The sequence below is a fragment of the Asaia siamensis genome (assembly GCF_014635085.1).
Lineage (GTDB): Bacteria > Pseudomonadota > Alphaproteobacteria > Acetobacterales > Acetobacteraceae > Asaia > Asaia siamensis.
Genome location: NZ_BMCH01000003.1, coordinates 121,976 through 144,222, shown reverse-complemented (window position 1 = coordinate 144,222; position 22,247 = coordinate 121,976). Strand labels below are relative to the sequence as shown.

21 protein-coding genes are annotated in these 22,247 nt (G+C 60.3%); 10 read left to right on the top strand and 11 right to left on the bottom strand.

Going from position 1 to position 22,247, the window contains the following annotated elements:
• Positions 1 to 147 precede the first annotated feature (147 nt).
• Positions 148 to 1,719, top strand: a complete 1,572-nt coding sequence (locus tag IEV53_RS06480) for a 2-isopropylmalate synthase (protein ID WP_188425990.1) — start codon at positions 148 to 150, stop codon at positions 1,717 to 1,719.
• A 231-nt stretch (positions 1,720 to 1,950) separates the two neighbouring features.
• On the opposite strand, the gene IEV53_RS06475 is transcribed toward IEV53_RS06480, so the two are convergent.
• Both IEV53_RS06475 and IEV53_RS06470 read right to left on the bottom strand, forming a co-directional pair.
• On the bottom strand, positions 1,951 to 2,406 hold the full coding sequence (locus tag IEV53_RS06475) for a hypothetical protein (protein ID WP_188425989.1): 456 nt from the start codon (positions 2,404 to 2,406) through the stop codon (positions 1,951 to 1,953).
• A gap of 24 nt (positions 2,407 to 2,430) precedes the next feature.
• On the bottom strand, positions 2,431 to 2,700 hold the full coding sequence (locus IEV53_RS06470; RefSeq protein ID WP_188425988.1) for a hypothetical protein: 270 nt from the start codon (positions 2,698 to 2,700) through the stop codon (positions 2,431 to 2,433).
• Positions 2,701 to 3,109: 409 nt separating this feature from the next.
• Between IEV53_RS06470 and IEV53_RS06465 the strand changes: the two genes are divergently transcribed.
• The 6 genes from IEV53_RS06465 (at position 3,110) to IEV53_RS06440 (ending at position 9,279) form a co-directional block, all read left to right on the top strand.
• The gene (locus IEV53_RS06465) at positions 3,110 to 4,156 is read left to right on the top strand and encodes a rod shape-determining protein (protein ID WP_188425987.1); all 1,047 of its coding nucleotides are present in this window, start codon (positions 3,110 to 3,112) and stop codon (positions 4,154 to 4,156) included.
• 21 nt (positions 4,157 to 4,177) lie between these two features.
• Positions 4,178 to 5,122 (top strand): rod shape-determining protein MreC, encoded by a 945-nt coding sequence (gene mreC, locus IEV53_RS06460; protein ID WP_188425986.1) that lies wholly within the window; start codon positions 4,178 to 4,180, stop codon positions 5,120 to 5,122.
• 3 nt (positions 5,123 to 5,125) lie between these two features.
• Complete coding sequence (locus IEV53_RS06455) at positions 5,126 to 5,692, top strand: hypothetical protein (protein WP_188425985.1); 567 nt, start codon at positions 5,126 to 5,128, stop codon at positions 5,690 to 5,692.
• Positions 5,693 to 5,803: 111 nt separating this feature from the next.
• Positions 5,804 to 7,726 carry a penicillin-binding protein 2 gene (gene mrdA, locus IEV53_RS06450; protein WP_188425984.1) on the top strand — a complete coding sequence of 641 codons (1,923 nt, stop codon included), beginning with the start codon at positions 5,804 to 5,806 and terminating at the stop codon, positions 7,724 to 7,726.
• A complete protein-coding gene (gene rodA, locus IEV53_RS06445; protein WP_188425983.1) occupies positions 7,726 to 8,880 on the top strand; it encodes a rod shape-determining protein RodA in 1,155 nt (384 codons plus the stop codon). The genes mrdA and rodA overlap by 1 nt, the downstream gene beginning before the upstream one ends.
• 12 nt (positions 8,881 to 8,892) lie before the next feature.
• Complete coding sequence (locus tag IEV53_RS06440; RefSeq protein ID WP_188425982.1) at positions 8,893 to 9,279, top strand: DUF3293 domain-containing protein; 387 nt, start codon at positions 8,893 to 8,895, stop codon at positions 9,277 to 9,279.
• A gap of 5 nt (positions 9,280 to 9,284) precedes the next feature.
• Here IEV53_RS06440 and IEV53_RS06435 read toward each other — a convergent pair whose 3' ends face one another.
• The 5 genes from IEV53_RS06435 to IEV53_RS06415 all read right to left on the bottom strand — a co-directional run bounded on the left by IEV53_RS06435 (position 9,285) and on the right by IEV53_RS06415 (position 13,722).
• Positions 9,285 to 10,175 carry a LysR family transcriptional regulator gene (locus tag IEV53_RS06435; RefSeq protein ID WP_188425981.1) on the bottom strand — a complete coding sequence of 297 codons (891 nt, stop codon included), beginning with the start codon at positions 10,173 to 10,175 and terminating at the stop codon, positions 9,285 to 9,287.
• Complete coding sequence (locus IEV53_RS06430) at positions 10,172 to 10,546, bottom strand: YidH family protein (protein WP_188425980.1); 375 nt, start codon at positions 10,544 to 10,546, stop codon at positions 10,172 to 10,174. The genes IEV53_RS06435 and IEV53_RS06430 overlap by 4 nt, the downstream gene beginning before the upstream one ends.
• The gene (locus tag IEV53_RS06425) at positions 10,543 to 11,916 is read right to left on the bottom strand and encodes an FAD/NAD(P)-binding protein (protein ID WP_188425979.1); all 1,374 of its coding nucleotides are present in this window, start codon (positions 11,914 to 11,916) and stop codon (positions 10,543 to 10,545) included. Before IEV53_RS06425 ends, IEV53_RS06430 begins: the two co-directional genes overlap by 4 nt.
• A 243-nt stretch (positions 11,917 to 12,159) precedes the next feature.
• Complete coding sequence (locus tag IEV53_RS06420) at positions 12,160 to 12,618, bottom strand: YdcF family protein (RefSeq protein ID WP_188425978.1); 459 nt, start codon at positions 12,616 to 12,618, stop codon at positions 12,160 to 12,162.
• Positions 12,619 to 12,930: 312 nt separating this feature from the next.
• Positions 12,931 to 13,722 carry a DODA-type extradiol aromatic ring-opening family dioxygenase gene (locus IEV53_RS06415; RefSeq protein WP_188425977.1) on the bottom strand — a complete coding sequence of 264 codons (792 nt, stop codon included), beginning with the start codon at positions 13,720 to 13,722 and terminating at the stop codon, positions 12,931 to 12,933.
• A 76-nt stretch (positions 13,723 to 13,798) separates the two neighbouring features.
• Here IEV53_RS06415 and IEV53_RS06410 point away from each other — a divergent pair, with 76 nt between their 5' ends.
• Positions 13,799 to 14,737 carry a LysR family transcriptional regulator gene (locus IEV53_RS06410; protein WP_188425976.1) on the top strand — a complete coding sequence of 313 codons (939 nt, stop codon included), beginning with the start codon at positions 13,799 to 13,801 and terminating at the stop codon, positions 14,735 to 14,737.
• A gap of 91 nt (positions 14,738 to 14,828) precedes the next feature.
• Complete coding sequence (locus tag IEV53_RS06405; protein WP_188425975.1) at positions 14,829 to 15,230, top strand: hypothetical protein; 402 nt, start codon at positions 14,829 to 14,831, stop codon at positions 15,228 to 15,230.
• A 3-nt stretch (positions 15,231 to 15,233) separates the two neighbouring features.
• Here the strand turns inward: IEV53_RS06405 and glyS are convergent, their stop codons facing one another.
• From glyS to IEV53_RS06390, 3 genes are all read right to left on the bottom strand, one after another.
• Positions 15,234 to 17,303 (bottom strand): glycine--tRNA ligase subunit beta, encoded by a 2,070-nt coding sequence (gene glyS / locus IEV53_RS06400; protein WP_188425974.1) that lies wholly within the window; start codon positions 17,301 to 17,303, stop codon positions 15,234 to 15,236.
• The gene (locus tag IEV53_RS06395) at positions 17,303 to 18,190 is read right to left on the bottom strand and encodes a glycine--tRNA ligase subunit alpha (protein ID WP_188425973.1); all 888 of its coding nucleotides are present in this window, start codon (positions 18,188 to 18,190) and stop codon (positions 17,303 to 17,305) included. The genes glyS and IEV53_RS06395 overlap by 1 nt, the downstream gene beginning before the upstream one ends.
• 141 nt (positions 18,191 to 18,331) lie before the next feature.
• Complete coding sequence (locus IEV53_RS06390) at positions 18,332 to 19,183, bottom strand: methylenetetrahydrofolate reductase (protein WP_188425972.1); 852 nt, start codon at positions 19,181 to 19,183, stop codon at positions 18,332 to 18,334.
• A gap of 408 nt (positions 19,184 to 19,591) precedes the next feature.
• Between IEV53_RS06390 and IEV53_RS06385 the strand changes: the two genes are divergently transcribed.
• A complete protein-coding gene (locus IEV53_RS06385) occupies positions 19,592 to 20,998 on the top strand; it encodes a glycosyltransferase 61 family protein (RefSeq protein WP_188425971.1) in 1,407 nt (468 codons plus the stop codon).
• A 209-nt stretch (positions 20,999 to 21,207) separates the two neighbouring features.
• On the opposite strand, the gene IEV53_RS06380 is transcribed toward IEV53_RS06385, so the two are convergent.
• Positions 21,208 to 22,239, bottom strand: a complete 1,032-nt coding sequence (locus IEV53_RS06380) for a methionine synthase (RefSeq protein ID WP_188425970.1) — start codon at positions 22,237 to 22,239, stop codon at positions 21,208 to 21,210.
• Positions 22,240 to 22,247: the final 8 nt, after the last annotated feature.

Here is a 22,247-nt window from a genome sequence, read left to right as displayed (position 1 = left end):
GTGCATCAGCACGCGCTTCGCTGTGCCCGGGCCTCCTTCTTCGTACGCTTCGACTTATCAGCCCCTGAGCGCATTTCGCCGCCAGCCGGTCTGGCGCGTTCAGGGGGTTCATGATTGTGTTGTTCAAAGCGTTGAGAAGAAAAAACCATGACCATTACCCATCCTTCTTTCGGCACGGTTGCTGACGACCGGGTCATTATTTTCGACACCACCTTGCGTGACGGTGAGCAGTCACCCGGCTTTTCGATGAATCTCGAAGAGAAGATCCGCATGGCCAAGGCGCTTGAAGAGCTGGGTGTGGATGTGATCGAGGCGGGTTTTCCCGTCGCGTCTCCGGGCGATTTCGAAAGCGTGCAGAAAATTGCGGAAACCGTGCGCGAAGCCGTGGTTTGCGGCCTGGCTCGCAGCGGCGGCAAGCGCGATATCGAGGCCGCGGGCGAGGCGATCGCCAGGGCGCCGCGTCGTCGTATCCATAATTTCATCTCCACTTCGCCGCTTCACATGAAATACAAGCTGCGTATGGAGCCGGAAACGGTGCTGGACCTGATTGCCGAGGGCAACAAGGCCTCGCGTCATTTCACCGATGACGTGCAGTGGTCGGCAGAAGACGGATCGCGCACCGAGCCCGATTTCCTGTGCCGATGCGTCGAGACTGCCATTCGCCATGGCGCAACCACCATCAATATTCCCGACACGGTCGGCTTCACCACGCCTGACGAATTGCAGGCAATTTTCACCATGCTGCGCGAGCGCGTGCCGGGTGCGGAAAAGGTGATTTTCTCGACGCATAACCATAACGATCTGGGTCTGGGCGTCGCCAATACCCTTGCGGCTGTTGCTGGCGGTGCGCGTCAGATCGAATGCACCATCAATGGTATCGGCGAGCGCGCGGGCAATGCTGCGCTTGAAGAAATCGTGATGGCCATCCGTACCCGTCGCGACAAGATCCCGTTCCAGAACCGCATCGAGACACCACGCCTGCTCGGTATCTCGCGCCTGCTGGCCAATATCACCGGTTTCGATGTGCAGCCGAACAAGGCCATCGTCGGGCGCAATGCCTTTGCACATGAAAGTGGCATCCATCAGGACGGTATTCTGAAGAACGCCGCCACCTATGAGATCATGACCCCCGAGAGCGTCGGCTGGAGCAAGACCTCGCTGGTTCTGGGCAAGCATTCGGGCCGCGCTGCCTTCCGCGACAAGCTGAAGGCGCTGGGTTACGACCTGCCTGACGACAAGATCCAGGATGCCTTCGAGCGTTTCAAGGTTCTGGCTGACCAGAAAAAGACGGTATTCGATGATGATATCCGTGCTCTGGTCGATGACGAAACACGCGATCACGATCGTATCCGCTTCGTGTCGCTCGAGCTGCTGGCGGGGTCCAAGCGCCCGGCGCAGGCCGAGCTGGAACTGCTTGTCGATGGTGTCGTGAAATCGGCCAAGGTATCGGGCAATGGTCCGGTCGACGCCGCCTTCAAGGCAATCGGCGAGATCTTCCCGCATGAAGCCGCGCTTGAGCTGTTCTCTGTCGGTGCTGTGACCGAGGGTACCGATGCCCAGGCCAAGACCACCGTCCGCCTTCAGGAAGGGGGCAAGATGGTCGACGGGCAGGGCGCCGATGCGGATACCATCGTTTCTGCCGTGCGTGCCTATGTGCATGCCCTGAACAAGCTGGTGGTCAAGCGCACCCGCGCCGAGCCTGAGGCTTTGTCGGTCTGATCACTCGCGGAGGGCTGAACAGGCGCGCTGTGTGACTTCGGCGCGCCGCTTCAGGCTGATCGTCAAAGTATTCTATAGTTATAAAAAACCTCCCGACCGTCAGAGACGGCGGGAGGTTTTTTATTGGATTTAAGCGGTTTCTGGCCCAAAAATTTCGCCACCCCGAAGGCGCCTGCTGCGGTAAAAGCGTCAGTTCTCCCGCGTCGGGCTCCGGTCAGGTGGCAGGAGGGGTCAGTAACCGTTCTGATAGCCCTGATAACCCTGCTGGGTCGGGTAGGTCTGCTGCGGGTACGCCTGCTGGGGATAAGCCTGTTGGGCAGGATAGGCAGGCTGGGCGTAGCCGGTTGGATATTGCTGCGGGTAGGCCTGCTGGGGTGCCTGATTATAATAACCGCCCTGATTATAGTAGCTGCTCTGCCCGCTCGGGCGGTTCGGCGTTGTGGCGGCACCACCTGCCGCACCGAGCAATCCGCCCGCCAGCGCGCCGATGGCGGCACCACGCCCTCCGCCAGCCACCGCACCGATCGCGGCACCGGCACCACCGCCGATCAACGCCCCGGAACCGGCGCGTGCGCCCGGATCGTAGGGACTGCCACAGCCATTCAGCATGAGGCACAGCCCGCAGAGGCTGGCTCCGGCGGCAAGGCGCCGTATGGGTGCAGGAGAGAAAAGGGAGGGTGCGCTCATCGTGGTCTCGTAGGCTCTAACAGATCAGTAGCCGGAACGCGGGCGGTTGGGCGTGGTTGCGGCGCCACCGGCTGCACCGAGTGCACCACCGGCAAGGGCCCCAATGGCGGCGCCACGACCGCCACCGGCCAGAGCACCGATAGCAGCGCCGCCACCTGCGCCGATCAGCGCACCCGAGCCAGCACGTGCGCCGGGGTCATACGGATTGCCACAGGCGCTCAGCCCCAGCATGCCAACGCAGGCCGCAAGTGCTGCGAAATTGCGCGGACGAAGGATGAATGCACGCTTGGTCATGATGTCTACTATCCTAAAAATTCATTCTACTCTGGCTCAACGGGGCGGTATTTCGCGAGTTTCCTGTCGCCACTGCCTCGTGATCAGCTTGGGGAGATCATTCCTGCCGGGCCGCGTTCGAAGCGTGGCGCGACCATGGCCAGTTTAGGATGGTTTGTAACTAAAAGTAACCGCGCTTCACCCCGGCGTGACGCATGCTTCCGCGCGGGGCATTTTTGGTCATTAAACTGCAATTTCTCCTGATCGGGACTTGCCCCCCAATCGCGGCCCCGGTAATCCCTCCGCCAGAATATCTCGCGTCATGCTCCCATCTGTCATGTGGTTCCCTGAAATCTTTCCGGGGGTGCCATCGCGCAGGACGGGGCGGAATGCGACCCGTGCGCGCACATCTTTCGGCCAGGAGGCTTGAATGTTCTCACGTCTGCTGGGTCTCATGTCGGCAGACATGGCTATCGACCTCGGCACCGCCAACACGCTCGTTTACGTCAAGGGACGCGGCATCGTTCTTGATGAACCCTCTGTCGTCGCCATCGCTGAAGTGCGTGGCAAGAAGCAGGTTCTGGCGGTCGGCGATGAAGCCAAGCTGATGGTCGGGCGCACGCCAGGCAACATCACGGCCATCCGCCCTTTGCGTGACGGCGTGATTGCCGATTTCGAGGTGGCGGAGGAAATGATTAAGCATTTCATCCGCAAGGTGCATAACCGTCGCGCCTTCGCGAGCCCGCAGATCATCGTCTGTGTTCCGTCGGGATCCACAGCGGTCGAGCGTCGCGCCATTCAGGAAAGCGCCGAGAGCGCAGGCGCCCGCAAGGTGATGCTGATTGAAGAACCCATGGCAGCCGCTATCGGCGCCGGTCTTCCTGTCACCGAGCCTTCCGGCAGCATGATCGTCGATATCGGCGGCGGCACGACAGAAGTCGCGGTCATTTCTCTTGGTGGTATCGTCTATGCGCGCTCGGTGCGTGTTGGCGGCGACAAGATGGATGACGCGATCATTTCCTACATCCGCAAGACGTTCAATCTGCTGATCGGCGAAAGCTCGGCAGAGCGCGTGAAGATGGAAATCGGTTCGGCCTGCCTGCCTGATGATCCGCGTGATCCCGGTCCGATCAAGGAAGTGAAGGGGCGTGATCTCATCAATGGCGTGCCGCGCGAGGTTCTGGTGAGCCAGGCCCAGGTGGCGGAAAGCCTTGCCGAGCCGGTGCAGCAGATTGTCGATGCCGTGGCGACAGCGCTTGAGAACACCCCGCCCGAACTGGCGGCCGATATCGTCGACAAGGGGATCGTGCTGACCGGTGGTGGCGCGCTGCTTTATCGTCTTGACGATGTGCTGCGCAGTGCCACTGGTCTGCCGGTGACTGTCGGTGAATCGCCTCTTTCCTGCGTGGCACTGGGCACAGGGCGCGCGCTCGAAGAGATGCGTCGTCTGCGGAATGTCCTGATCTCGATGTACTGATAACCAGGGAGCATCCGGTCGATGCTGTCGATTCAGGGGCGACACGCACTCGCAAAGCTGATGCTGCCGTTCTTCTTCGTTCTGGCAATCGGCCTGATCATGCTCGGTCTGACCCGTCGTCAGGCCGTCGACTCCCTGCGCATGAGGCTGGCTGACGGCCTAACACCAGCCTATCAGCTCCTGACAGCCCCAGAGACGGCTTTTGCGCATCTGCGCCAGACCGTCACGGGGCTGACCGATATTGCCGGTGAAAATGCACGGCTGCGGGCCGAAAACCAGAAGCTGCGTCGTTGGTATAATGTGGCGGTCGCGCTGGCTGACGAAAATGCCCAGCTCAAGGCGAGCCTGCACTGGATTCCCGATAACGCCCCGAATTTTGTCAGCGGCCATGCACTGCGCGATGCAGGCGGGTTGTATGGGCGCTCCGTTCTTCTGGCGGTGGGCGAGAACCATAATATCGTACCGGGTGACGTTGCGCTTGACGCGTCAGGCCTGCTTGGCCGCGTGACGGAGACAGGCGCGCGCACAGTGCGTATCCTGATGATCAATGACGATGCGAGCCGTATTCCGGTCATGCTCACCGCTTCGCGTGGCAATGCCATCATGGCGGGTGACGGCTCGCCCTATCCGAGGCTGATCTATTACGCCCAGGATAATCGGCCAGTGGAGGGTGAGCGCGTGGTTACGGGCGAGCAGCCTGCGCCTGACGGGCATGAGCACGGCGCATTTGCCGGTATGCCGGGCGGGCTGGTCGTGGGTACGGTGCATTATCTGCGCCCCGGTACGCCTGTGGTGGTGCCTGAGGCCTCGCTCGATCATCCCGACATCATCCGGGTGTTCAATTATATGAGTGCCGATCACGCTGGCCCCGAGGCGCCGGGTCGCGTCAGATTGATGCCGCCCATGCCGGTTGCCCCCGAACTGCCTTTCGTGCCGTTCCAGAAACCGACGAAAGGGCAGGGCTAGACCATGGTTGGCCATCGCCACGCCCCCGAGATCCACCCCGGCATCGCGCCACGCCCGACCCTGCGTCGCCGTATCGACCAGCTCATGCGGGCGCTGCTGCCTTCCTTGTTCATCGTGTTCTGCGCGCTTGTTCTCTCGGCGGGGCTTGGTATTCCGGGGCAGAACGAGCTGTGTTTTGGTATCGCGGCGAGTACGGTCTTCTTCTGGTCGGCGCACAGGCCGCAATCCATGACGCCGCTCATGACCTTCTGCGTGGGGCTGGTCTGTGAGGTGCTGAGCTTTGGGCCTCCGGGTGTGTTTGTGTTTTCGTTACTCGTTTTTCATGGCGTGGCGCATCTGTGGCGCTACGGGCTCAGCCGTATCAGCTTCCTGTTCGGCTGGGCTCTGTTGGGTGGGCTCGCCCTTGTTTTGTCGTTGTTTGGATGGATCATCGCGTGTATCGGGACGTTGGCAATGATGTCTCCGGTGCCGAGTCTCTTTCAGGCAGCGGTGACAATTGGTATCTATCCGACATTGAGCGCCCTGTTTGCCTGGGCGCGTCGCACGGTGGCAGACCCTGAACAAGCCTGAAGGCCCGGTTTTGAGCATGATGTTCCGTCGCAGCGCAGCGCTTCCTGATGGACGCCCGACAGGCGAACGCGTCGCCATGGCCGGAATGCGATGCGGGATTGTCATCGCGCAATGAAGTTCCGACGCGACAAATCCTCCCGGTCCCGTAATCCGTCTCGCCTGCGGGCCAAGCGCGAAGAGGTAAAGCCCTCACGCGGTGTCTTTACCCGCCGTGCGCTGCTGGTGCTGGCCACCCAGGCGGGCGTGCTCGGTGTGCTGGGCAAGAAGCTCTACGATCTTCAGGTACATGAAGGCGATCATCTACGCGATCTCGCGGCCCGAAACCGCACGAGCAAGCGTCTTCTGGCGCCTGCTCGCGGCCAGATTGTCGATCGTTTTGGCCTGCAGCTTGCGGGTAACAAGGTAAACTGGCGCGCCCTCCTCATGCCCGAGGAGACGACCGATATCCATGCGACCATCGCGCGTTTCGGCCAGATCATCGCGCTCGATGAGCGCGATCAGGCCCGTATCGAGCGTGATCTGCGTCATATACGCAAATATGTGCCCGTTGCCCTGAAGGACTTCCTGAGTTGGGATGACATGGCGCGTATCGAATTGAACGCGCCGAGCCTGCCCGGTGTGCTCATCGATGTCGGCACGACGCGACTTTACCCCTATGGGCCGCAACTGGCCCATATCGTCGGGTATGTCGCGCCCCCCAATGAACGCGATGTCGCCTCGACGCCCATGATGGCATTGCCCGGCATGCGCGCCGGCCGCGCCGGCATCGAGCAGACCCAGGATCTGCTGCTGCGTGGCGAACCGGGCTCGGTCGAGATGGAAGTCAATTCCAAGGGCCGCGTCATGGGCGAGATGGATCGCGTCGACGGCCAGCAGGGCGACGAGGTTGTTCTGACCATCGATGCCGGTCTGCAGCAGATGGTGCTCAATCGCATTGGCGACCAGGCGGCGAGCGTCGTGGTGATGGATTGCCGCAATGGCGAGGTGCTGGCCATGGTCAGCACGCCGTCTTTCGATCCGTCCCTGTTCGACTCAGGTGTGAGCCACGCCCAGTGGATCGAGTGGACCAATAACGTCCGCACGCCGCTCATCAACAAGACGGTTGCAGGTGTCTACCCACCGGGCTCGACCTTCAAGCCTGCCGTGGCGCTGGCCGCGCTGCAATCCGGTCTTGTCAGCTCACAGGACCGCTTTACCTGCCCCGGCTATTATGACATGGGCGGTGTGCGTTTCCATTGCTGGTCGCGCTGGGGGCATGGCAGCATCACCATGCAGCAGGCGCTCATGTATAGCTGCGACGTCTATTTCTATCTAGCGGCGCGCAAGATCGGCATGGAGCCCATCAAGGCCATGGCCAACGGCTTTGGTCTCGGCACCAAGCTGGATATCGAGCTGCCCCATACTCGCGCCGGTGTCATCCCCACGCCCGAATGGCGTCAGAAACACGGCTTTCACTGGAATGGCGGTGATACGGTCAATGCCGGTATCGGTCAGGGCTTCGTTCAAGTCACGCCACTCGAGCTTGCCACCTATGTGTCGCGCATCGCCTCTGGTCGTAACGTCGCGCCGCATCTGGTGCGGAAGATCAACGAGCATGATTCCGAGCATACGCCGCTTGATGCCGCACCGGCGCTCGACATCCCGGATGCGCATCTTGCCGTCATCCGTCAGGGCATGTTTGACGTGGTCAACGCGCCACGTGGTACGGCGCCAAAGGCAAAGCTGAGCATTCCCGATGTCGCCATGGCGGGCAAGACGGGCTCTGCCCAGGTGCGACGCGTTTCACGCGCCCTGCGTGAGAGCGGTCACTTCAACTCGATGAACCTGCCCTGGGAAGAGCGCCCCCACGCGCTTTTCATCTGCTTTGCGCCCTATGATGCGCCGCGCTATGCGATTGCGGTGGTCATCGAGCATGGCAATGGCGGTGCCGATGCTGCGGCCCCTCTGGCACGCGATATCATGACGGACACGCTTTTGCGCGACCCGGTCAATCATGACCACGCCCCCGGTCAGGCTGTCGCGGACGCCGAATAGTGAACTGGCAAAAACGCCTCTGGCGCCCTGAGCCGAGTTTCCGGCTCTTGGGCAAGCTGCTTCAGATCAACTGGCTCTATGTTCTGCTGATCTGCGTTCTGGCTGGTGTGGGCTATCTCGCGCTCTACTCTGCTGGTGGTGGCTCAGCCAAACCCTTTGCCCGCCCGCAGATGGTGCGCTTCGGTTTCGGTCTGGTGATGATGATCACCGTGGCCCTTACCAGCCCGCGCCTGCTGCGGCTTCTTTCCATCCCGGTCTATCTGGTGGCCGTCATATTGCTCGCATTGGTTCTGCATATGGGCCATGTGGGCAAGGGGGCCGAACGCTGGATCAATCTGGCCGGGTTGCAGTTCCAGCCCTCCGAATTTGCCAAGATCGCGCTGGTACTGGCGCTGGCAAGCTGGTTTCATCGTATCGACAACAAGCGCATGGGCAATCCGCTGCGCCTGATACCGCCAGCCTTGCTGACGCTCCTTCCTGTCGGGCTTGTGCTGAAAGAACCCAATCTCGGCACGGCGGTCATTATCGGTCTGATCGGCGCGACGATGTTCTTCGCTGCCGGTATGCGTCTGTGGCAGATCGCCCTGCTTGTCGCCCCCGTGCCCTTTCTGGGCAAGTTCATCTACGCCCATCTGCATGACTACCAGAAAGCGCGCATCGACACTTTTCTGCATCCCGAGCATGACCCGCTGGGGGCGGGGTATAACATCATCCAGTCCAAGATCGCCCTCGGCTCGGGCGGGATGTGGGGTGAGGGATATCTGCGTGGAACGCAGGGCCAGCTGAACTTCCTGCCTGAGAAGCAGACCGACTTCATTTTCACCATGATCGGTGAGGAATGGGGATATGCAGGCGCGGTTTCGGTTATAGGGCTTCTGGCCTTGCTGGTCGTGGGCGGCATGCTCATGTCCATGCGCAGCCGCAACCAGTTCGGTCGGCTTCTCGCCCTCGGCATTTCGGTCGATTTCTTCCTCTACTGTGCGGTCAATCTTTCCATGGTCATGGGGGTGATCCCGGTCGGTGGCGTGCCGCTGCCGCTCATTTCCTATGGCGGGTCGGCCATGCTGACCATGATGTTCGGTTTTGGTCTGCTGCTCTCCTCCTGGGTGCATCGCAATGATCGCGATCTGCCAGCAGCGCGTGACGATCACTGATCCGGCATCAGGATGAGCCGCGTCAGGCCGCCGACCCAGGCTGCCAGAGCAGCCTATCATCGCACCCACTATGCCATCGGCCCGGTTGTCCTTCATATCGGGCGACGGCCATCAGACTGGCCCTTTGACGCCAGAAGCCTCGTTCTGATTGGCGCCTGCAACCCCAGTGGGCAGCGCCTGCCCGATGGGGTCAATATCCGTCTCATGCGGCAATTGCGGGCACGACTGGGTCGAGCCCCTTCATGGCGTGGTCAAGGCAGCTGGCACGCGTGGTCTGAGCCCTTTTTCGCGGTGGCCTGTCCACTCCCCAAAGCGCGAGTTCTGGCGCGCCTCTTCGGACAGAATGCCGTAGTGCTAGCCCAGCCCCATCGTCGCGTCCGTCTCGTCTGGCTGGCCTGAGCGTTTCAGGGGGTACGCGATGCGTCACCGCGCAGAAGCGTGCAGAAAGCCTGCTCTGCCGGTGACAAACTGCGCGCGCCGCAGGCGAAGGCAAAATGCCGATCCGGAAAGGGCATGGAAACGGAGCAGAGCAGCCCGTTCTCGATCAATCCTGAAACCACGCTCGCCGAAAGCACTGTGGCGGCGCGGCCAGTGCTGACCATGGTGGCGATGGCCTCGTTGGAGGGCAGCTCCATGACGATATCAAGGCGGTCCGTGGTAAGGCCCCAGCCCTGCAGGGCGTTCTCGAAGCTCGCCCTGGTGCCTGAGCCTTTCTCACGCAGCACCCAGGGCGTCTGGTCGAGTGCCGATATTTCGGGTGGGGATTCCGCCCAGGGGTGATCGGGGCCCACCACAAGCAGAAGCTGGTCGCGTGCGAGGGTTTCGGTTCTAACAGACGGGCCAATGGGAGCCCCTTCGATCAGGCCAAAGCTTATGGTGCCAGCGCTGATCTGAGCGCAGATCTCTTCCGTATTGCTGATGGTCATGCCCAGCGTCACTTCGGGATAGAGTGCCGCAAAACGGTTGAGGCGCGCGGGCAACCAGTAGCTTGCCAATGTCTGGCTGGCCCAGACATGCAGCCTGCCTGCACGCAGCCCGCCCAGATCTTCCAGACAGGCGCGGGCGGCGAGGGCCCGTGCCTGTACGGCGCGTGCCTCTCGCAGAAAGATTTTACCGGCATCTGTCAGCAGAATGCGCCGACCGACCCGGTCGAACAGGCGCAGCCCGAAGCTGTTTTCGAGCGTCATGATGGCGTGGCTTACGGCCGACTGCGTCAGGGCGAGCGCTTCGGCAGCACGCGTCATGTGCTGCCGCTCGGCAACGGCAATGAAGATACGCAGTTGCTCGAGGGTCACGAGGGCAGAACCCCGAGAAGCGAGAGCAGAATGGCGCCGACCAGCAGGGAGAGAAGCAGGCAGAACAGGCCTTCCAGCCCGTTGAGGGCGATCTCTCTTGGCTCATCGGCAGAGAGTGCGGCCTTCACCTTGCGAAAACGCCACCAGCTTGCCGGCAGAAGCATCAGCCCGGCGCAGATCGTCAGCACCCCGACCCAGGCAGAAGATCCCGACCCGGCCGGCATGGCATCGGGATGCTCGGAACTGATCAGCCGAAGGAAGATGGTGAATTTTGCCAGCATGCAGCCAATGGCCACCATGGCAAGCGCCGTGCGGACCCAGGCAAGAAATGTGCGCTCATTGGCAGCGTGATCGGTATATCGGCTTATCATGCGCACAGATCCTGGGGTGAGGCCTCGTTCAGAAGCCCGTCGAGTGTCAGGGCAAGATCATAGGCCTGACCACGTATCTCGGGAATGGCAATGGATTCGAACAATGTGCCCTGTCGCGCAGGCCCCAACGTATGAAGCGGGAGCCGCGCCGTACCATCGGCCGCGATAACCCGCCCGTCACGCGTTGTGTCCAGTCCGATGCCGCCCTGACCGGAGCGGGCCAGCTTTCTGTCGAGCAGGTCGCGCAGGAGCGGTGAGTCCACCCTGTCATAACGCAGGTTCGGTCCGGTGCAGTTGAGCACATGGGCGACAGTGACGTGATCGAGCTGTGCACCGCAGCGAAGTGTCACGCATAACCCGTCTGCGACGCTCGTGATTTTCTGCAGGTGCCCTGCGCGCAGCGAAAGGGTGCCGTTTGCCAGCTCGGCATCGAGCGCTTCGGCGATGCGGGGGGCCATGCGATGGCGCACGACATCCCAGCGCCTTTGCAGGTGGCGACGAAAACGTGCCCGCTCGTCAGGCGGCAGGGCGGCCCAGAGATCATTGGTAACCGGGCGCAGGCTGTCGATACAGGCGCGCCAGGGAATGCCCTGTTTCAACGCAGCATTGAGACGATGCAGATAGGCGGTGCAGCGCGGTGCACACTGGCCGGGTTCGATGACAGGCGCTGAAAGAACCGGCGCGGGGGCGTGGCGCTGCGGAAAACGGGCATGGCGCGAAATGACCGTTATCTTGCCGCTATGCCCTGCGGCCCGAAGCTGCATGATCTGGTCGATGGCGGTCAGTCCGCTTCCGATCAGCAGCACCGGGTCTTCCGGTGCAATTGCCTCGAGGGCGTTCTGCGCCCAGACCTGATGATGATAGCGTCCGCCGCCCGCCAGCTCTGTCGGGATACCGGGCAGGAGAGGGGGCGCAAAATGGCCAAGCGCCAGAACGACATGGCGCGCACGCAGACAACGCCCTTCGCCGGAATTCCCGGCATCGAGATGCAGTGTCGTGCTGTCGGCGTCACAGGTCAGCCTCGTGACCCGTGCGCGCAGATGAAGCGGCCGCGCCTGACGAAACAGATCCTGCAGATAGAGCCCGTAAATGGCTCGTGGAATGAAAGCCTGTGAGTCGATCTGCGGGTCGATCTTCTGTCTCAGCCAGTCGAGAAAATGGCCCGGCTCATCCGCGAGCGCGCTCATGCCGCTGGCAGGGACGTTCAGCAGATTTTCGACGCTGCGTGTGCCATAGGCCAGACCGAGGGCTGGCTGGTCGGTGGGATCGATCACGATGCAGGACCTGCCATGGTGCTGGCGCAAATTCCAGGCAAGCAGGGTGGCGCTCGCCCCTCCGCCGATAATCGCGATATCGTGGATCTCTGTCATGATCTGCCTCACTGCTTTCTGTAAGGCCGAGTATCCGGCAGCGCTTCAAATCAATCCAATTGATTGATTTGGCAGAAACGTTCGAAAAATTCGATTTTTAGATGCCCTGTGCTGACCGATAGTACCCTATGTGGTCGCTCAGCGAGGGAATCGAGTAGCCGTCCAGCATCCACCGCGACCGCTTGTGGTTTGACGCCTGCCTAAAATCATCGAGAAAATGTCGTTCCGGCTTAATTCGAGGCGTCAACAGCCCTTATGGGTGACTGCGTAATAGGGTAGGGCGAGTGTTTCCCGCAAAAGAGAATAAATATCTCTGGCATCGACATAATGCGGTGCTGCACCGGATATCTTGGTGAAGTGACATTGACGCATCGCCAATCTGGTTCGCGCTATGTGGAACCATTGGCTTACTACGATGATGGGCGTCTCTCGGCTGAAGATTTTCGATAGCGCTACGGCGGACAGATGCGTGTTGCGTCCCGTATCGTCCATGGCAATTACGTCCGATGGAACGCCATGCGCCGACAAATAGCCAGCCATGACCTGAGCCTCGCTCAGACCATTCTCCTCGACACCCCCACTGACAATGATCCGTTTGATCTTCCCAGTCTGATAAAGAAGCACCCCTTCATCCAGTCGCGCCTGAAGGCGGGGAGAGGGGGTGCCATCGCCATAAACCTTATTGCCAAGAATGACTGCCACGGATGCCTCCTCAGAGGGCGTGCTGAATCCGTTGATAAAGATGACGCCTATATCGGCGACAAGAGCGACCAGGACGAACGCCAGAATTATAAGTGCAAATCTCGCCATGACCGTTTCCAATGCGTCCAGGAGCAAATTGAAACGATGAGGAACGTCATTACCCGTCTTCCGGATGGCGCCATTCGTCTCTCGGTCATCATAAGCGACAATGACGCCCGGTAAAAACCAGACCGCACTGTTGTCGATGCCTCAGAGCGATATGGCCCGCCCCGCTCAAGGTGAGGGCGCCAGAGCCGTCATGGAAGGCTGGTTTTATCCAAAGCGGTAGCCCGAAAGCGGTTTGCCGAGCACGGTTGCGGCGAAATCGAGATGGGCTGCTTCCCCTGTCGCGGCGCCAGCGGCAACCATCAGTGGCAGAAGATGCTCTTCGCGTGGATGGGCGGCGCAGGCACCGGGGGCGTGGCGCCAGTCGCGCAATGCTTGCTCGCGTGTGGCCGGGTCGTTCATCGATGCCTGCAACCAGCGATCAAAAGATTCCGCGGCCCGGTCGAACATTGTGCCTGAGAAGAAGCCGCCAATATTGTGATAGGACTGGCCACTGCCGATAATCAGCACATTCTCCGCTCTAAGCGGCGCCAACGCGCGGCCAAGAGCGAGATGTGCCCCTGGGTCGAGATCCTGCCGTAGCGAAAGCTGAACCACGGGGATCTCCGCGTTGGGGAAGGCAATCTTGAGCGGCACGAACACGCCGTGATCCCAGCCGCGTGCTGTTTCGCGTGCGGTCTCGATACCGGCATCGTCGAGCAGGGTTGCGATACGAGCGGCAAGGATGGGGCTCCCCGGCGCGGGCCATTCCAGCGCATAGGTGTGAGGCGGAAACCCGCCATAATCGTAAAGCAGCGATGGCGACCCGCCGAAATGAATGCGTGGCACCTTGTCTTCCCAATGGCCCGAAATCACCACCAGCGCATCCGGTCGCTTCGGTAATCTGGCAGCAAAGCCTGTGAGATAGTCTTCCAGCGGAGCCCAGGCGCGGCGCATGGGGCCGGGTTCGAGAAAGAAGCACGGGCCACCGCCGTGATTGATGAAGAAACTGGGTTGCATGAGGGCAAGCCTATCCTGTCTGCTCTCTCACTATCAGTGATAAAAAACCGATCGATTCTATCGTGTGGGGTGATGGATGCTGGGAACGCTTTCCCTTGACCAGCTGCGTGTGCTGGTCACGATCGACGAGACAGGCAGTTTCTCGGCTGCCGGTCGCAGGCTCAAACGGGCACAATCTGCTATAAGCCAGGCCGTTGCCACGCTTGAAGCGACACAGGGTGTTGTCGTGTTCGACCGGTCGGGCCATCGGCCCGTTCTGACCGGAATGGGGCGGGTTCTGGTGGCGCAGGCGCGTCGCGTCCTGTCCGGTGCTGCCCAGTTCGAGGCGCTTGCTGCAGCAATCAGGGAAGGGGTGGAGCCGGAACTTGCCGTTGCCATCGACCCCCTCGTGCCGACCGGGGCCTTCATCGAAAGCCTGCATGCCCTCGAAGAGCAGTTTCCCCATTTGCCCGTCAGCTTTTCGACCGAGGGGCTGGGCGGCGCCGAGCGGCGTCTGCGTCAGGGCGATGCCTCGCTGGCGCTCTGTGTGCTGTTGTTCGGCGTGCCTGAGGATCTGATTGCCGTGCCGGTCTGCGATGTTGTGCTGGTGCCCGTCGTGTCTGCTGATCATGAACTGGCTCGTCTGAACCGGGCTGTGACACGGGCCGATCTGGCAGAGCATGTTCAACTTGTTCTGTCTGATCCCTCCGCGCCCGGTGGCCCCCATTACGGGGTTCTGAGCCCCAGACGCTGGCGCTTTGTCGAACTGGGCCGACGCTTCGATTTTCTTCTGGGTGGGCTCGGCTGGTGTCGTATGCCCGATTATCTCGTCGAGGCCCCTCTGCGCGATGGCAGGCTGGTCAGGCTCGAAATCGTCGATGATGACCCCGATGCCCCGGCCCCAAGGCGTATCTTTGCGGCGACCATGCGCGATCGCGCGCTGGGTCGCGCAGGCAGCTGGCTGCTCGATGATCTCAGAACACGATTTTCAACACGCGCGGAGAAGAGAGGGAAGGCTCTTTCGGTGGGGTCCTGACGAGACGAGTCCGCCGCCTTTCGCTCTTTCCGGTTGCGTCGGGCTCCAGAGAAACGGCTTAATCACGCTTCTGGCAGAAAAGGGTCCCGAAATGAGGAACAAGAACCTGTGCCTGACACTTGTGACCGTAACGCTCGGCGGTATGCCAGCCAGCAGCACTTTGTGCGTGGCGCGTGGTTTTTCCACCGTCTTGCCGTTTCATGTCGAGGTGCCAACGACTGTCTCTCCGGCGTCGAGGGGATCGCCGTCGGGGGCAGGGGCGGCCCAGTGGGAACCCTCACCATTGCCCCGTGCCATGGCAGCCCCGCCGATAAGGCGCACCACCGCGGGTAAAGCCGTCGATTTCGTGAAACAATTCCTTCCCATCGGGGAAGGCACCCCCGGCCATGATCCCGTGACGGGCGCGGCCATAGGGGTTTTTGGACCGGCCTATCAAAACGCCAGTCTGGTAGGACACGGCCTTGCCCCACCGGGTGAAACGGTGGGGCGGTAACGCTCAGCCTTCGATCTGGCTGAAATCGGCAATTTCAGTCAGGGTTTCGCCAATCTGCGCCAGCAGGCGCAGGCGGTTCAGACGACGGGCAGGCTCGGGGTCATTGACCGTCACGACCTCGAAGAAGCGATCGAGCACGGGGCGCAGGGACGCTGCCGCGATCATGGCCTCCGCAAAACGCTCCTGCTCAAGAGCCGTATGAATCGCTGTCTGTGCAGAGGCCAGCGCCTCGCCCAGAGCGCGTTCCTCATCCTGCACGTAAAGCGCGTTGTCGGGCGCGCCCTGATGCGGGCCGTCCTTGCGGTTTTCGATGCGCAGGATATTGGCCGCGCGCTTGCCCGCTGCGAGCAGATTGCGCCCGTCATCAGTGCCGACCATTTCCGCCAAGGCTGCGGTACGGGCAAGCAGCCGCACCAGATCGCCATCGAGACCACCGGCCAGAACAGCGGCCAGCACGTCGTAACGCTCACCTTCGCTGCGCAGCTGCACACGCAGACGTTCGGTCAGAAAGCCGGGCAGGCTTTCGAGTTCGCCACCGTCGCGCAGCCCTTCAGGCAGGTTCTGTGCGGCCTGGGCGATGAGCGTCGTCAGGTCGAGGCGCAGTCCGTTATCGCGAATGATGCGAATAATGCCGAGTGCGGCGCGTCGCAGCGCATAGGGATCGCCCGAACCACTTGGCGTTTCACCCATGGCAAAAAAGGCCGTCAGCAGATCGAGACGATCGGCCAGCGCCACAGCAATGGAGACGGGCGCGCGGGGTGTGTCGTCATTCAGGCCGCGTGGCATGTAATGCTCGGCCACAGCGTCGGAAACCGCATCGCCCTCATTGTCATGACGGGCGTAATAGCCGCCCATCACACCCTGCAATTCGGGGAATTCGCCGACCATGCCAGTCGTCAGATCGGCTTTTGCCAGAAGGGCCGCGCGCTGCGCCTGCTTCTGCGCCGTTTCATCCAGCCCCATCGCCTGAGCGACGATACCGGCCAGCGCCACGATACGCTGCACGCGCGCGCCCTGGCTGCCAAGCCTTGCATGGAAGGTCACCCCATCCAGCGCGGCCACGCGTTCGGCCAGTTTCGTCTTGCGGTCGAGATCCCAGAAATGGCGGGCATCGGCAAAGCGGGCGCGCAGCACGCGCTCATTACCGGCGATCGTCAGGGCGCCGCCATCGGCAAAATCCATATTCGCGATGAAAGCGAAATGCGGGGCTGCCTTGCCGTCTGCATTGCGCAGGGCGAAATAGCGCTGGTTGATGCGCATCGACACCTGCATCACTTCAGGCGGCAGATCCATATAGGCGTCGTCGATACGGCCTAGGAGCGCGACCGGCCATTCGGCCAGACCCGAAACTTCCTCAACCAGCTTGTCATCCTGCACGAGTGTCAGACCGGCCTTGTCTGCCTGGGCCTGCAACCCGTCGCGGATGATCGACAGGCGCTGTGCGGGGTCAAGCACGATCTTGCGCGCAAACAGCTCGTCTCTGAGCTGTTTGAACGACGTCACGGCAAAGGGTTCAGGCGCCATGAAGCGATGGCCAACGGTCTGCGCGCCTGCCACCAGACCATGGGCATCGTCATTTTCGGTCGCCAGGCTGAACGGCACGAGCGCACCGTCCAGCAGGCAGATCACGCGGCGCAGCGGACGCACCCAGGTAAAGGCGCTGCCATGGCCCCAGCGCATGGATTTCGGCCAGGGAAAGCGCCAGAGCAAAGCCGGAATGGTCTCGGCAATCTGCTGTGCGGCACCGATGGCAGGCAGGGTGCGGTTGAGCACCCAGAAACCGTTTTCCAGAACCAGAGCGTCGCGTTCGGCGCCATGCTTGCGCAGGAATCCGGCGAGTGCCTGTTCGGGCGCGCTCTCACGGGGGCCACGTTCCGACTGGGTGGATTCTGCGATCTGTTCGTCGATCTGCAGGCTGACACCGATCCGTCTGGCGCCCCAGAACGGTGTGACATCGCGCGGTGAAAGCGGTGCCAGCGCCTCGGAAACGAGACGCGCCAGATCCTGACCGGCGCTTTCCTGCATACGGGCAGGAATTTCCTCGCAATCGAGAACGAGAAGGAATTCGGCCATTATTTCGACTCCTCGTCGCCAGCAAGCCAGGTTTCGCAGCAGAGCTTTGCGAGATTGCGCACGCGCCCGATATAGGAGGCGCGCTCGGACACCGAAATGACACCGCGTGAGTCGAGCAGGTTGAACAGATGGCTGGCCTTGACGCACTGGTCATAGGCGGGCTGGGCCACGCCAGCTTCTGCCAGACGCACGGACTCCGCTTCGGCGTCGCGGAAATGGCGCATCAGCATTTCGGTATCGGCCAGCTCAAAATTATGGCGCGAATAATCCTGCTCGGCGCGCAGGAAGACATCGCCGTATTTCAGACCCTGACCGTTGAAGTCGAGATCATAGACATTCTCGACGCCCTGCACATACATGGCCAGACGCTCAAGCCCGTAGGTCAGTTCGGTCGAGGGAACGACAGTCGGAATGCCGCCAACCTGCTGGAAATAGGTGAACTGCGTGACTTCCATGCCGTCACACCAGACTTCCCAGCCCAGCCCCCAGGCGCCGATTGTCGGGTTTTCCCAGTCGTCTTCCACAAAGCGGATATCGTGCTTTTCTGGGTCGATGCCGATGGCACGATAGCTGTCGAGCAGCAGGCGCTGGCTGTCTTCGGGTGTCGGCTTGAGCAGCACCTGATACTGGTAATAATGCTGGAGCCGGTTCGGGTTTTCACCATAGCGCCCGTCTGACGGCCGGCGGCAGGGCTGCACATAGGCGGCCTTCCACGGCTTGCGCCCCAATGCCCGCAGCGTCGTATGCGGCGAGAGCGTACCCGCACCCAGTTCGGTATCATAGGGCTGGAGCAGGGCGCAGCCCTGTGCCGACCAGAACTGATGCAGGCGCAGGATCAGATCCTGAAAGGAAAGGAGGCGTCCGCCGTTTTCGGGCAAGGGGGTCAAGGATCGAGGCTCCGGTCTTGTTCAGTCGATCCGTTCTAGCCTGATGAGGGGAACAAGCCAATCTCGGGTCATTTGCCGCGCTTTGTCTGCGCAGCTTCCTCCGGGAGCGGGTGCAGACAAAACCGCAAGGAGGCGTTTTATTCAGCGATACTGTTCGAGCCAGTCGATCAGGCGCGCAAGGCCACCGAAAGGATGGAAATGCAGGCTCACCCTGCCATGCGCGTCGCCAAGCCCCTCTGCCAGATCGTCGACAAGCCTGTTCGGCCCGGCGCTTGAGAGGAGCTTGCTGGCGGAAATGCCATAATGAGCCAGCACGAATGCCGAGGCGCCCACCCCGCAACTTGCGGCAAAGCGCAGAAGCGACGCAATCGTGGCCGGGCCGGGAATGCCAAGCCTGACCGGGCAATCGATCCCGCGTGTTCTGAGGGCGGCAAGCCAAGTGAGTATGGTCGGCGCATCGAAACAGAACTGAGTCACGATTTCGGGCTGCATGCCCCGTGCCGCGATATCCCGGCACTTGGCCTCGAGAACATGCCATGCCTCGGCAGGCGCCATATGTTTATGACCCTCGGGGTAGCCTGCAACGCCAAGAACTTTGATACCGGCGCGTTCGAACAGGCCTGTCCCGATCAGGGTCGCGCTATCGGCAAAGGGACCGGCAGGCACTGCTGGATCGCCCGCCACGACAAAACAGTGATCGACCCCGGCCTCCGCCACCAATTGCGCCAGAAAGTGCGCGCAGCTTTCTTCTGAGGCGATGCGCCGCGCCGAAAAATGGGGCACAGGGCTCAGCCCCAGCTGTCTGATGGCGCAGGCAGCGGCCATACGCGACTGATCCGGGGTTTTCGCCAGATGAGGCACCATCATCAGGGTTGACGGTGGAAGGGCCGACGCAATGTCATGGGCGGCGGACAGCTCTTTCGCGGTGATTTCCAGCGAATAGCCGTGAAGCAGCGCCACTGAGGCCTGTAGGTCAGTCAATGATGTCGTCATGGCTTTCCTCCGGCCTGGCACGACCTTTATAGCCCATGTCATGAGCCCCTGAACCGAAAGAATTTATCGGGTAATTCGCCCAGACGTCCCGCCATGAGTGCAAAAGCGGCAGGCTTACCGGGTCATGCTTTGATATCCGTAAAGGTACAGGTGCAGGCACATGTCATGCTCTCTATAGCGGGGCTTGGACAATGGAAGCCCTGTGCTGTCCGGAGCTGATGGCGGTAAGATTTCCCCAGTTTTTGTTGAGCAATACTCTGCGACCCGATGGAGTATGCGCGTCATTATGAGATGAAATTATCCCACGCAACAGGCTGTCAAAGATATTTATTATATAAATAAAATAATTGACAAATATATCTTATATTTTATTGATCATTAAAGGTAATTGTGGGGTCGGGTTTTGCTATGATTTTCGAATCTCATTGCGTAGATCATGGTCTGAAGATTTTTGAGAATGATCCGCACGTAGATACCTTTCGTGATGTTCTATATATTCCTCGAATACCGGGTCATTATGACTCGCACTATGGAATTTACGATCCGTACGGTCGGATGATTCAAAGTGCTGGTCCCCGAAGAGGCTGGCCGAACTATGCGCTTGGTCAGTCTGAGAGTTCTTGCATAAGTCCATCGCCCGGCTACCCCTTGTCTCCCGAGCCATTTTATTATTACGGCGGCAATATTGTTCCGCACTATGGGCATTTCATTACGGAAACTCTCCCGCGGTATTGGTGTGGGCGTCAGGTCTACGCAGGTCTCAAGATACTCGTTCATGCTGAAAAGACCGTGGACTTCCTTTTTGCCATACCTTGGCTCGCTGAGTTTTTCTCCTTTCTCGGCCTCAAGCGGGATGATTTTGTTGTCTTCGAAAGACCGACCCGGGTCAAAGCGCTTATGATTGCAGGCACCTCATTTGAGGAAAACCACTTTGCCCATCGAGCTTTCGCGAAGTTTTGCAATAATATTGGCCAAGAATTCGGTGAAGACGTTGGCGAAGGGAAAGCGATTTATCTTTCCAGGGCAGAATTCAATAGTCAGATGCGTCATATTGAGGGCGAGCGTGAGGTCGTTTCCTATCTCGCGCGTGAAGGGTTGACGATCATCGCGCCAGAGACATTGGGAGTCAGGCAGCAGTTACGCCTGTTTTCTGAGCATCGACCCACAGTGGGCTTCGTTGGTTCGGCTTTTCACAATGATATCTTTTGTGAGTGTCCAGCTGGTATTGCCATGACGTGCGATGGACTGGTGTCCTCTAACTTCGTCCTCATGGATCGCGTAAATAATGCCCGTATGCGCTACGTGACTGCGCCGGGGATCACGCTGATGAGACGCGATCCAGGGCAACCGGCATTCTACCGTCTGGAAGATCCAGCTAACACAGCCCGTGGTCTGATCGATCTCATTGCAGCGCAGGTCTGGCGTAATGAGAAAGTAAACGAACCTGAGGGTATAAGTAGAGAACAATCCTATAGAATAAAGACTTTCCATCAGAGCGTGGTTCAAATTGATCGCCAGACCGGCATCGTGCACCATGGTGCCGGTGACGGCGAGCGTATAGTCCAGTTGATAGCCCATCTTGGCCACCAAGGCTGGGCAGCCTTTACTACTCAGTTAGGCGATTGTCTGTCAGTAGAGAAAGACAACAATCAGGGAGCTGAAATTTACTATCGGTATCATCGTTTTCCCGATGGGAGGATAGCGTTTTTCCATAATGAGACAGATCGTTTTCTCTGTGCCGTATCTGACGGGCGGATTTGCTGCGACCGTCTCGAACCCAGTGATTGGGAGTGTTTCACCCTCGAAGTCCTGTGAAACCGTATAATGCGGGTCGGGAAGCCACGATAAGCAGTGTGTTCAGAACTTGTGTGGGGTGAATGGGGTCAGCCTCGAAAACCGTAAGCCTCATAACCGGGCGAGTATCCTTGTGCTCGAGACATCCAGAGGCCCGGAATACCTAGGCAAGTATTTCCGGGCAGGCAAAGACGGGCTGTCTGACGAGCCCGTCTTTGCGGCTGTGTCGATCAGGAACAGGTCAGTTCCCGACGGACGATCTCGGCGCCGGCGGCCAGCGCCTTGAGCTTGCCTCTGGCCACATTGCGCGAGAGCGGTGCCATGCCGCAATTGGTGCAGGGGCAGAGGTTTTCCGCATCGACGAATTGCAGCGCCTTGCGCAGCGTTGCGGCAACTTCTTCCGGTGTCTCGATCCGGTTGCTGGCCACATCGATGGCGCCCACCATGACTTTCTTGCCACGCAGCAATTCGATCAGTTCCATAGGCACATGCGAGTTCTGGCATTCCAGCGAGACCATATTGATCGCCGAGGCCTGAAGCTTGGGGAAGGTGCGCTCATACTGGCGCCACTCATGGCCGAGCGTCTTCTTCCAGTCCGTATTGGCCTTGATGCCGTAACCGTAGCAGATATGCACGGCGGTCTGGCATTTGAGCCCTTCAATGGCACGTTCGAGTGTGGCGATGCCCCAGTCATTCACCTCATCGAAAAACACATTGAACGCAGGCTCGTCGAACTGGATGATATCGACGCCGGCCTGTTCCAGCTCCTTCGCCTCTGCGTTGAGAATGGCAGCGAATTCCCAGGCCAGTTTCTCGCGGCTCTTGTAATGGGCATCATAGAGCGTATCGATCATCGTCATGGGGCCAGGGAGCGCCCATTTGATGGGGGCTTTTGTCTGCTGGCGCAGGAATTTTGCGTCTTCGACAAAAACAGGCTTTTCGCGAGCAACGGCACTCACAACCGTCGGCACACTGGCCTCGTAACGGTTGCGGATCGTGACTGTCTCGCGCTTTTCAAAATCCACACCGGCAAGATGCTCGATGAAGGTCGTCACGAAATGCTGGCGTGTCTGCTCGCCATCGCTGACGATATCGACCCCGGCAACCTGCTGTTCGAGCAGTGAGACGCGCAACGCGTCCTGCTTTGCCTCGACAAGGGCATCGCCTTCCATTTTCCAGGGAGACCAGAGTTTTTCCGGCTCGGCGAGCCATGATGGTTTGGGCAGGCTGCCAGCGGTAGCGGTTGGGAGGAGCTTGGTCATGAGGCGTG

Bases quoted from the DNA above. Each gene is read 5' to 3' on its own strand.
- IEV53_RS06480 (WP_188425990.1), top strand. From the start codon at position 148: ATGACCATTACCCATCCTTCTTTCGGCACGGTTGCTGACGACCGGGTC.
- IEV53_RS06475 (WP_188425989.1), bottom strand. From the start codon at position 2,406: ATGAGCGCACCCTCCCTTTTCTCTCCTGCACCCATACGGCGCCTTGCC.
- IEV53_RS06470 (WP_188425988.1), bottom strand. From the start codon at position 2,700: ATGACCAAGCGTGCATTCATCCTTCGTCCGCGCAATTTCGCAGCACTT.
- IEV53_RS06465 (WP_188425987.1), top strand. From the start codon at position 3,110: ATGTTCTCACGTCTGCTGGGTCTCATGTCGGCAGACATGGCTATCGAC.
- mreC (WP_188425986.1), top strand. From the start codon at position 4,178: ATGCTGTCGATTCAGGGGCGACACGCACTCGCAAAGCTGATGCTGCCG.
- IEV53_RS06455 (WP_188425985.1), top strand. From the start codon at position 5,126: ATGGTTGGCCATCGCCACGCCCCCGAGATCCACCCCGGCATCGCGCCA.
- mrdA (WP_188425984.1), top strand. From the start codon at position 5,804: ATGAAGTTCCGACGCGACAAATCCTCCCGGTCCCGTAATCCGTCTCGC.
- IEV53_RS06440 (WP_188425982.1), top strand. From the start codon at position 8,893: ATGAGCCGCGTCAGGCCGCCGACCCAGGCTGCCAGAGCAGCCTATCAT.
- IEV53_RS06430 (WP_188425980.1), bottom strand. From the start codon at position 10,546: ATGATAAGCCGATATACCGATCACGCTGCCAATGAGCGCACATTTCTT.
- IEV53_RS06425 (WP_188425979.1), bottom strand. From the start codon at position 11,916: ATGACAGAGATCCACGATATCGCGATTATCGGCGGAGGGGCGAGCGCC.
- IEV53_RS06415 (WP_188425977.1), bottom strand. From the start codon at position 13,722: ATGCAACCCAGTTTCTTCATCAATCACGGCGGTGGCCCGTGCTTCTTT.
- IEV53_RS06410 (WP_188425976.1), top strand. From the start codon at position 13,799: ATGCTGGGAACGCTTTCCCTTGACCAGCTGCGTGTGCTGGTCACGATC.
- IEV53_RS06405 (WP_188425975.1), top strand. From the start codon at position 14,829: ATGAGGAACAAGAACCTGTGCCTGACACTTGTGACCGTAACGCTCGGC.
- glyS (WP_188425974.1), bottom strand. From the start codon at position 17,303: ATGGCCGAATTCCTTCTCGTTCTCGATTGCGAGGAAATTCCTGCCCGT.
- IEV53_RS06390 (WP_188425972.1), bottom strand. From the start codon at position 19,183: ATGACGACATCATTGACTGACCTACAGGCCTCAGTGGCGCTGCTTCAC.
- IEV53_RS06385 (WP_188425971.1), top strand. From the start codon at position 19,592: ATGATTTTCGAATCTCATTGCGTAGATCATGGTCTGAAGATTTTTGAG.
- IEV53_RS06380 (WP_188425970.1), bottom strand. From the start codon at position 22,239: ATGACCAAGCTCCTCCCAACCGCTACCGCTGGCAGCCTGCCCAAACCA.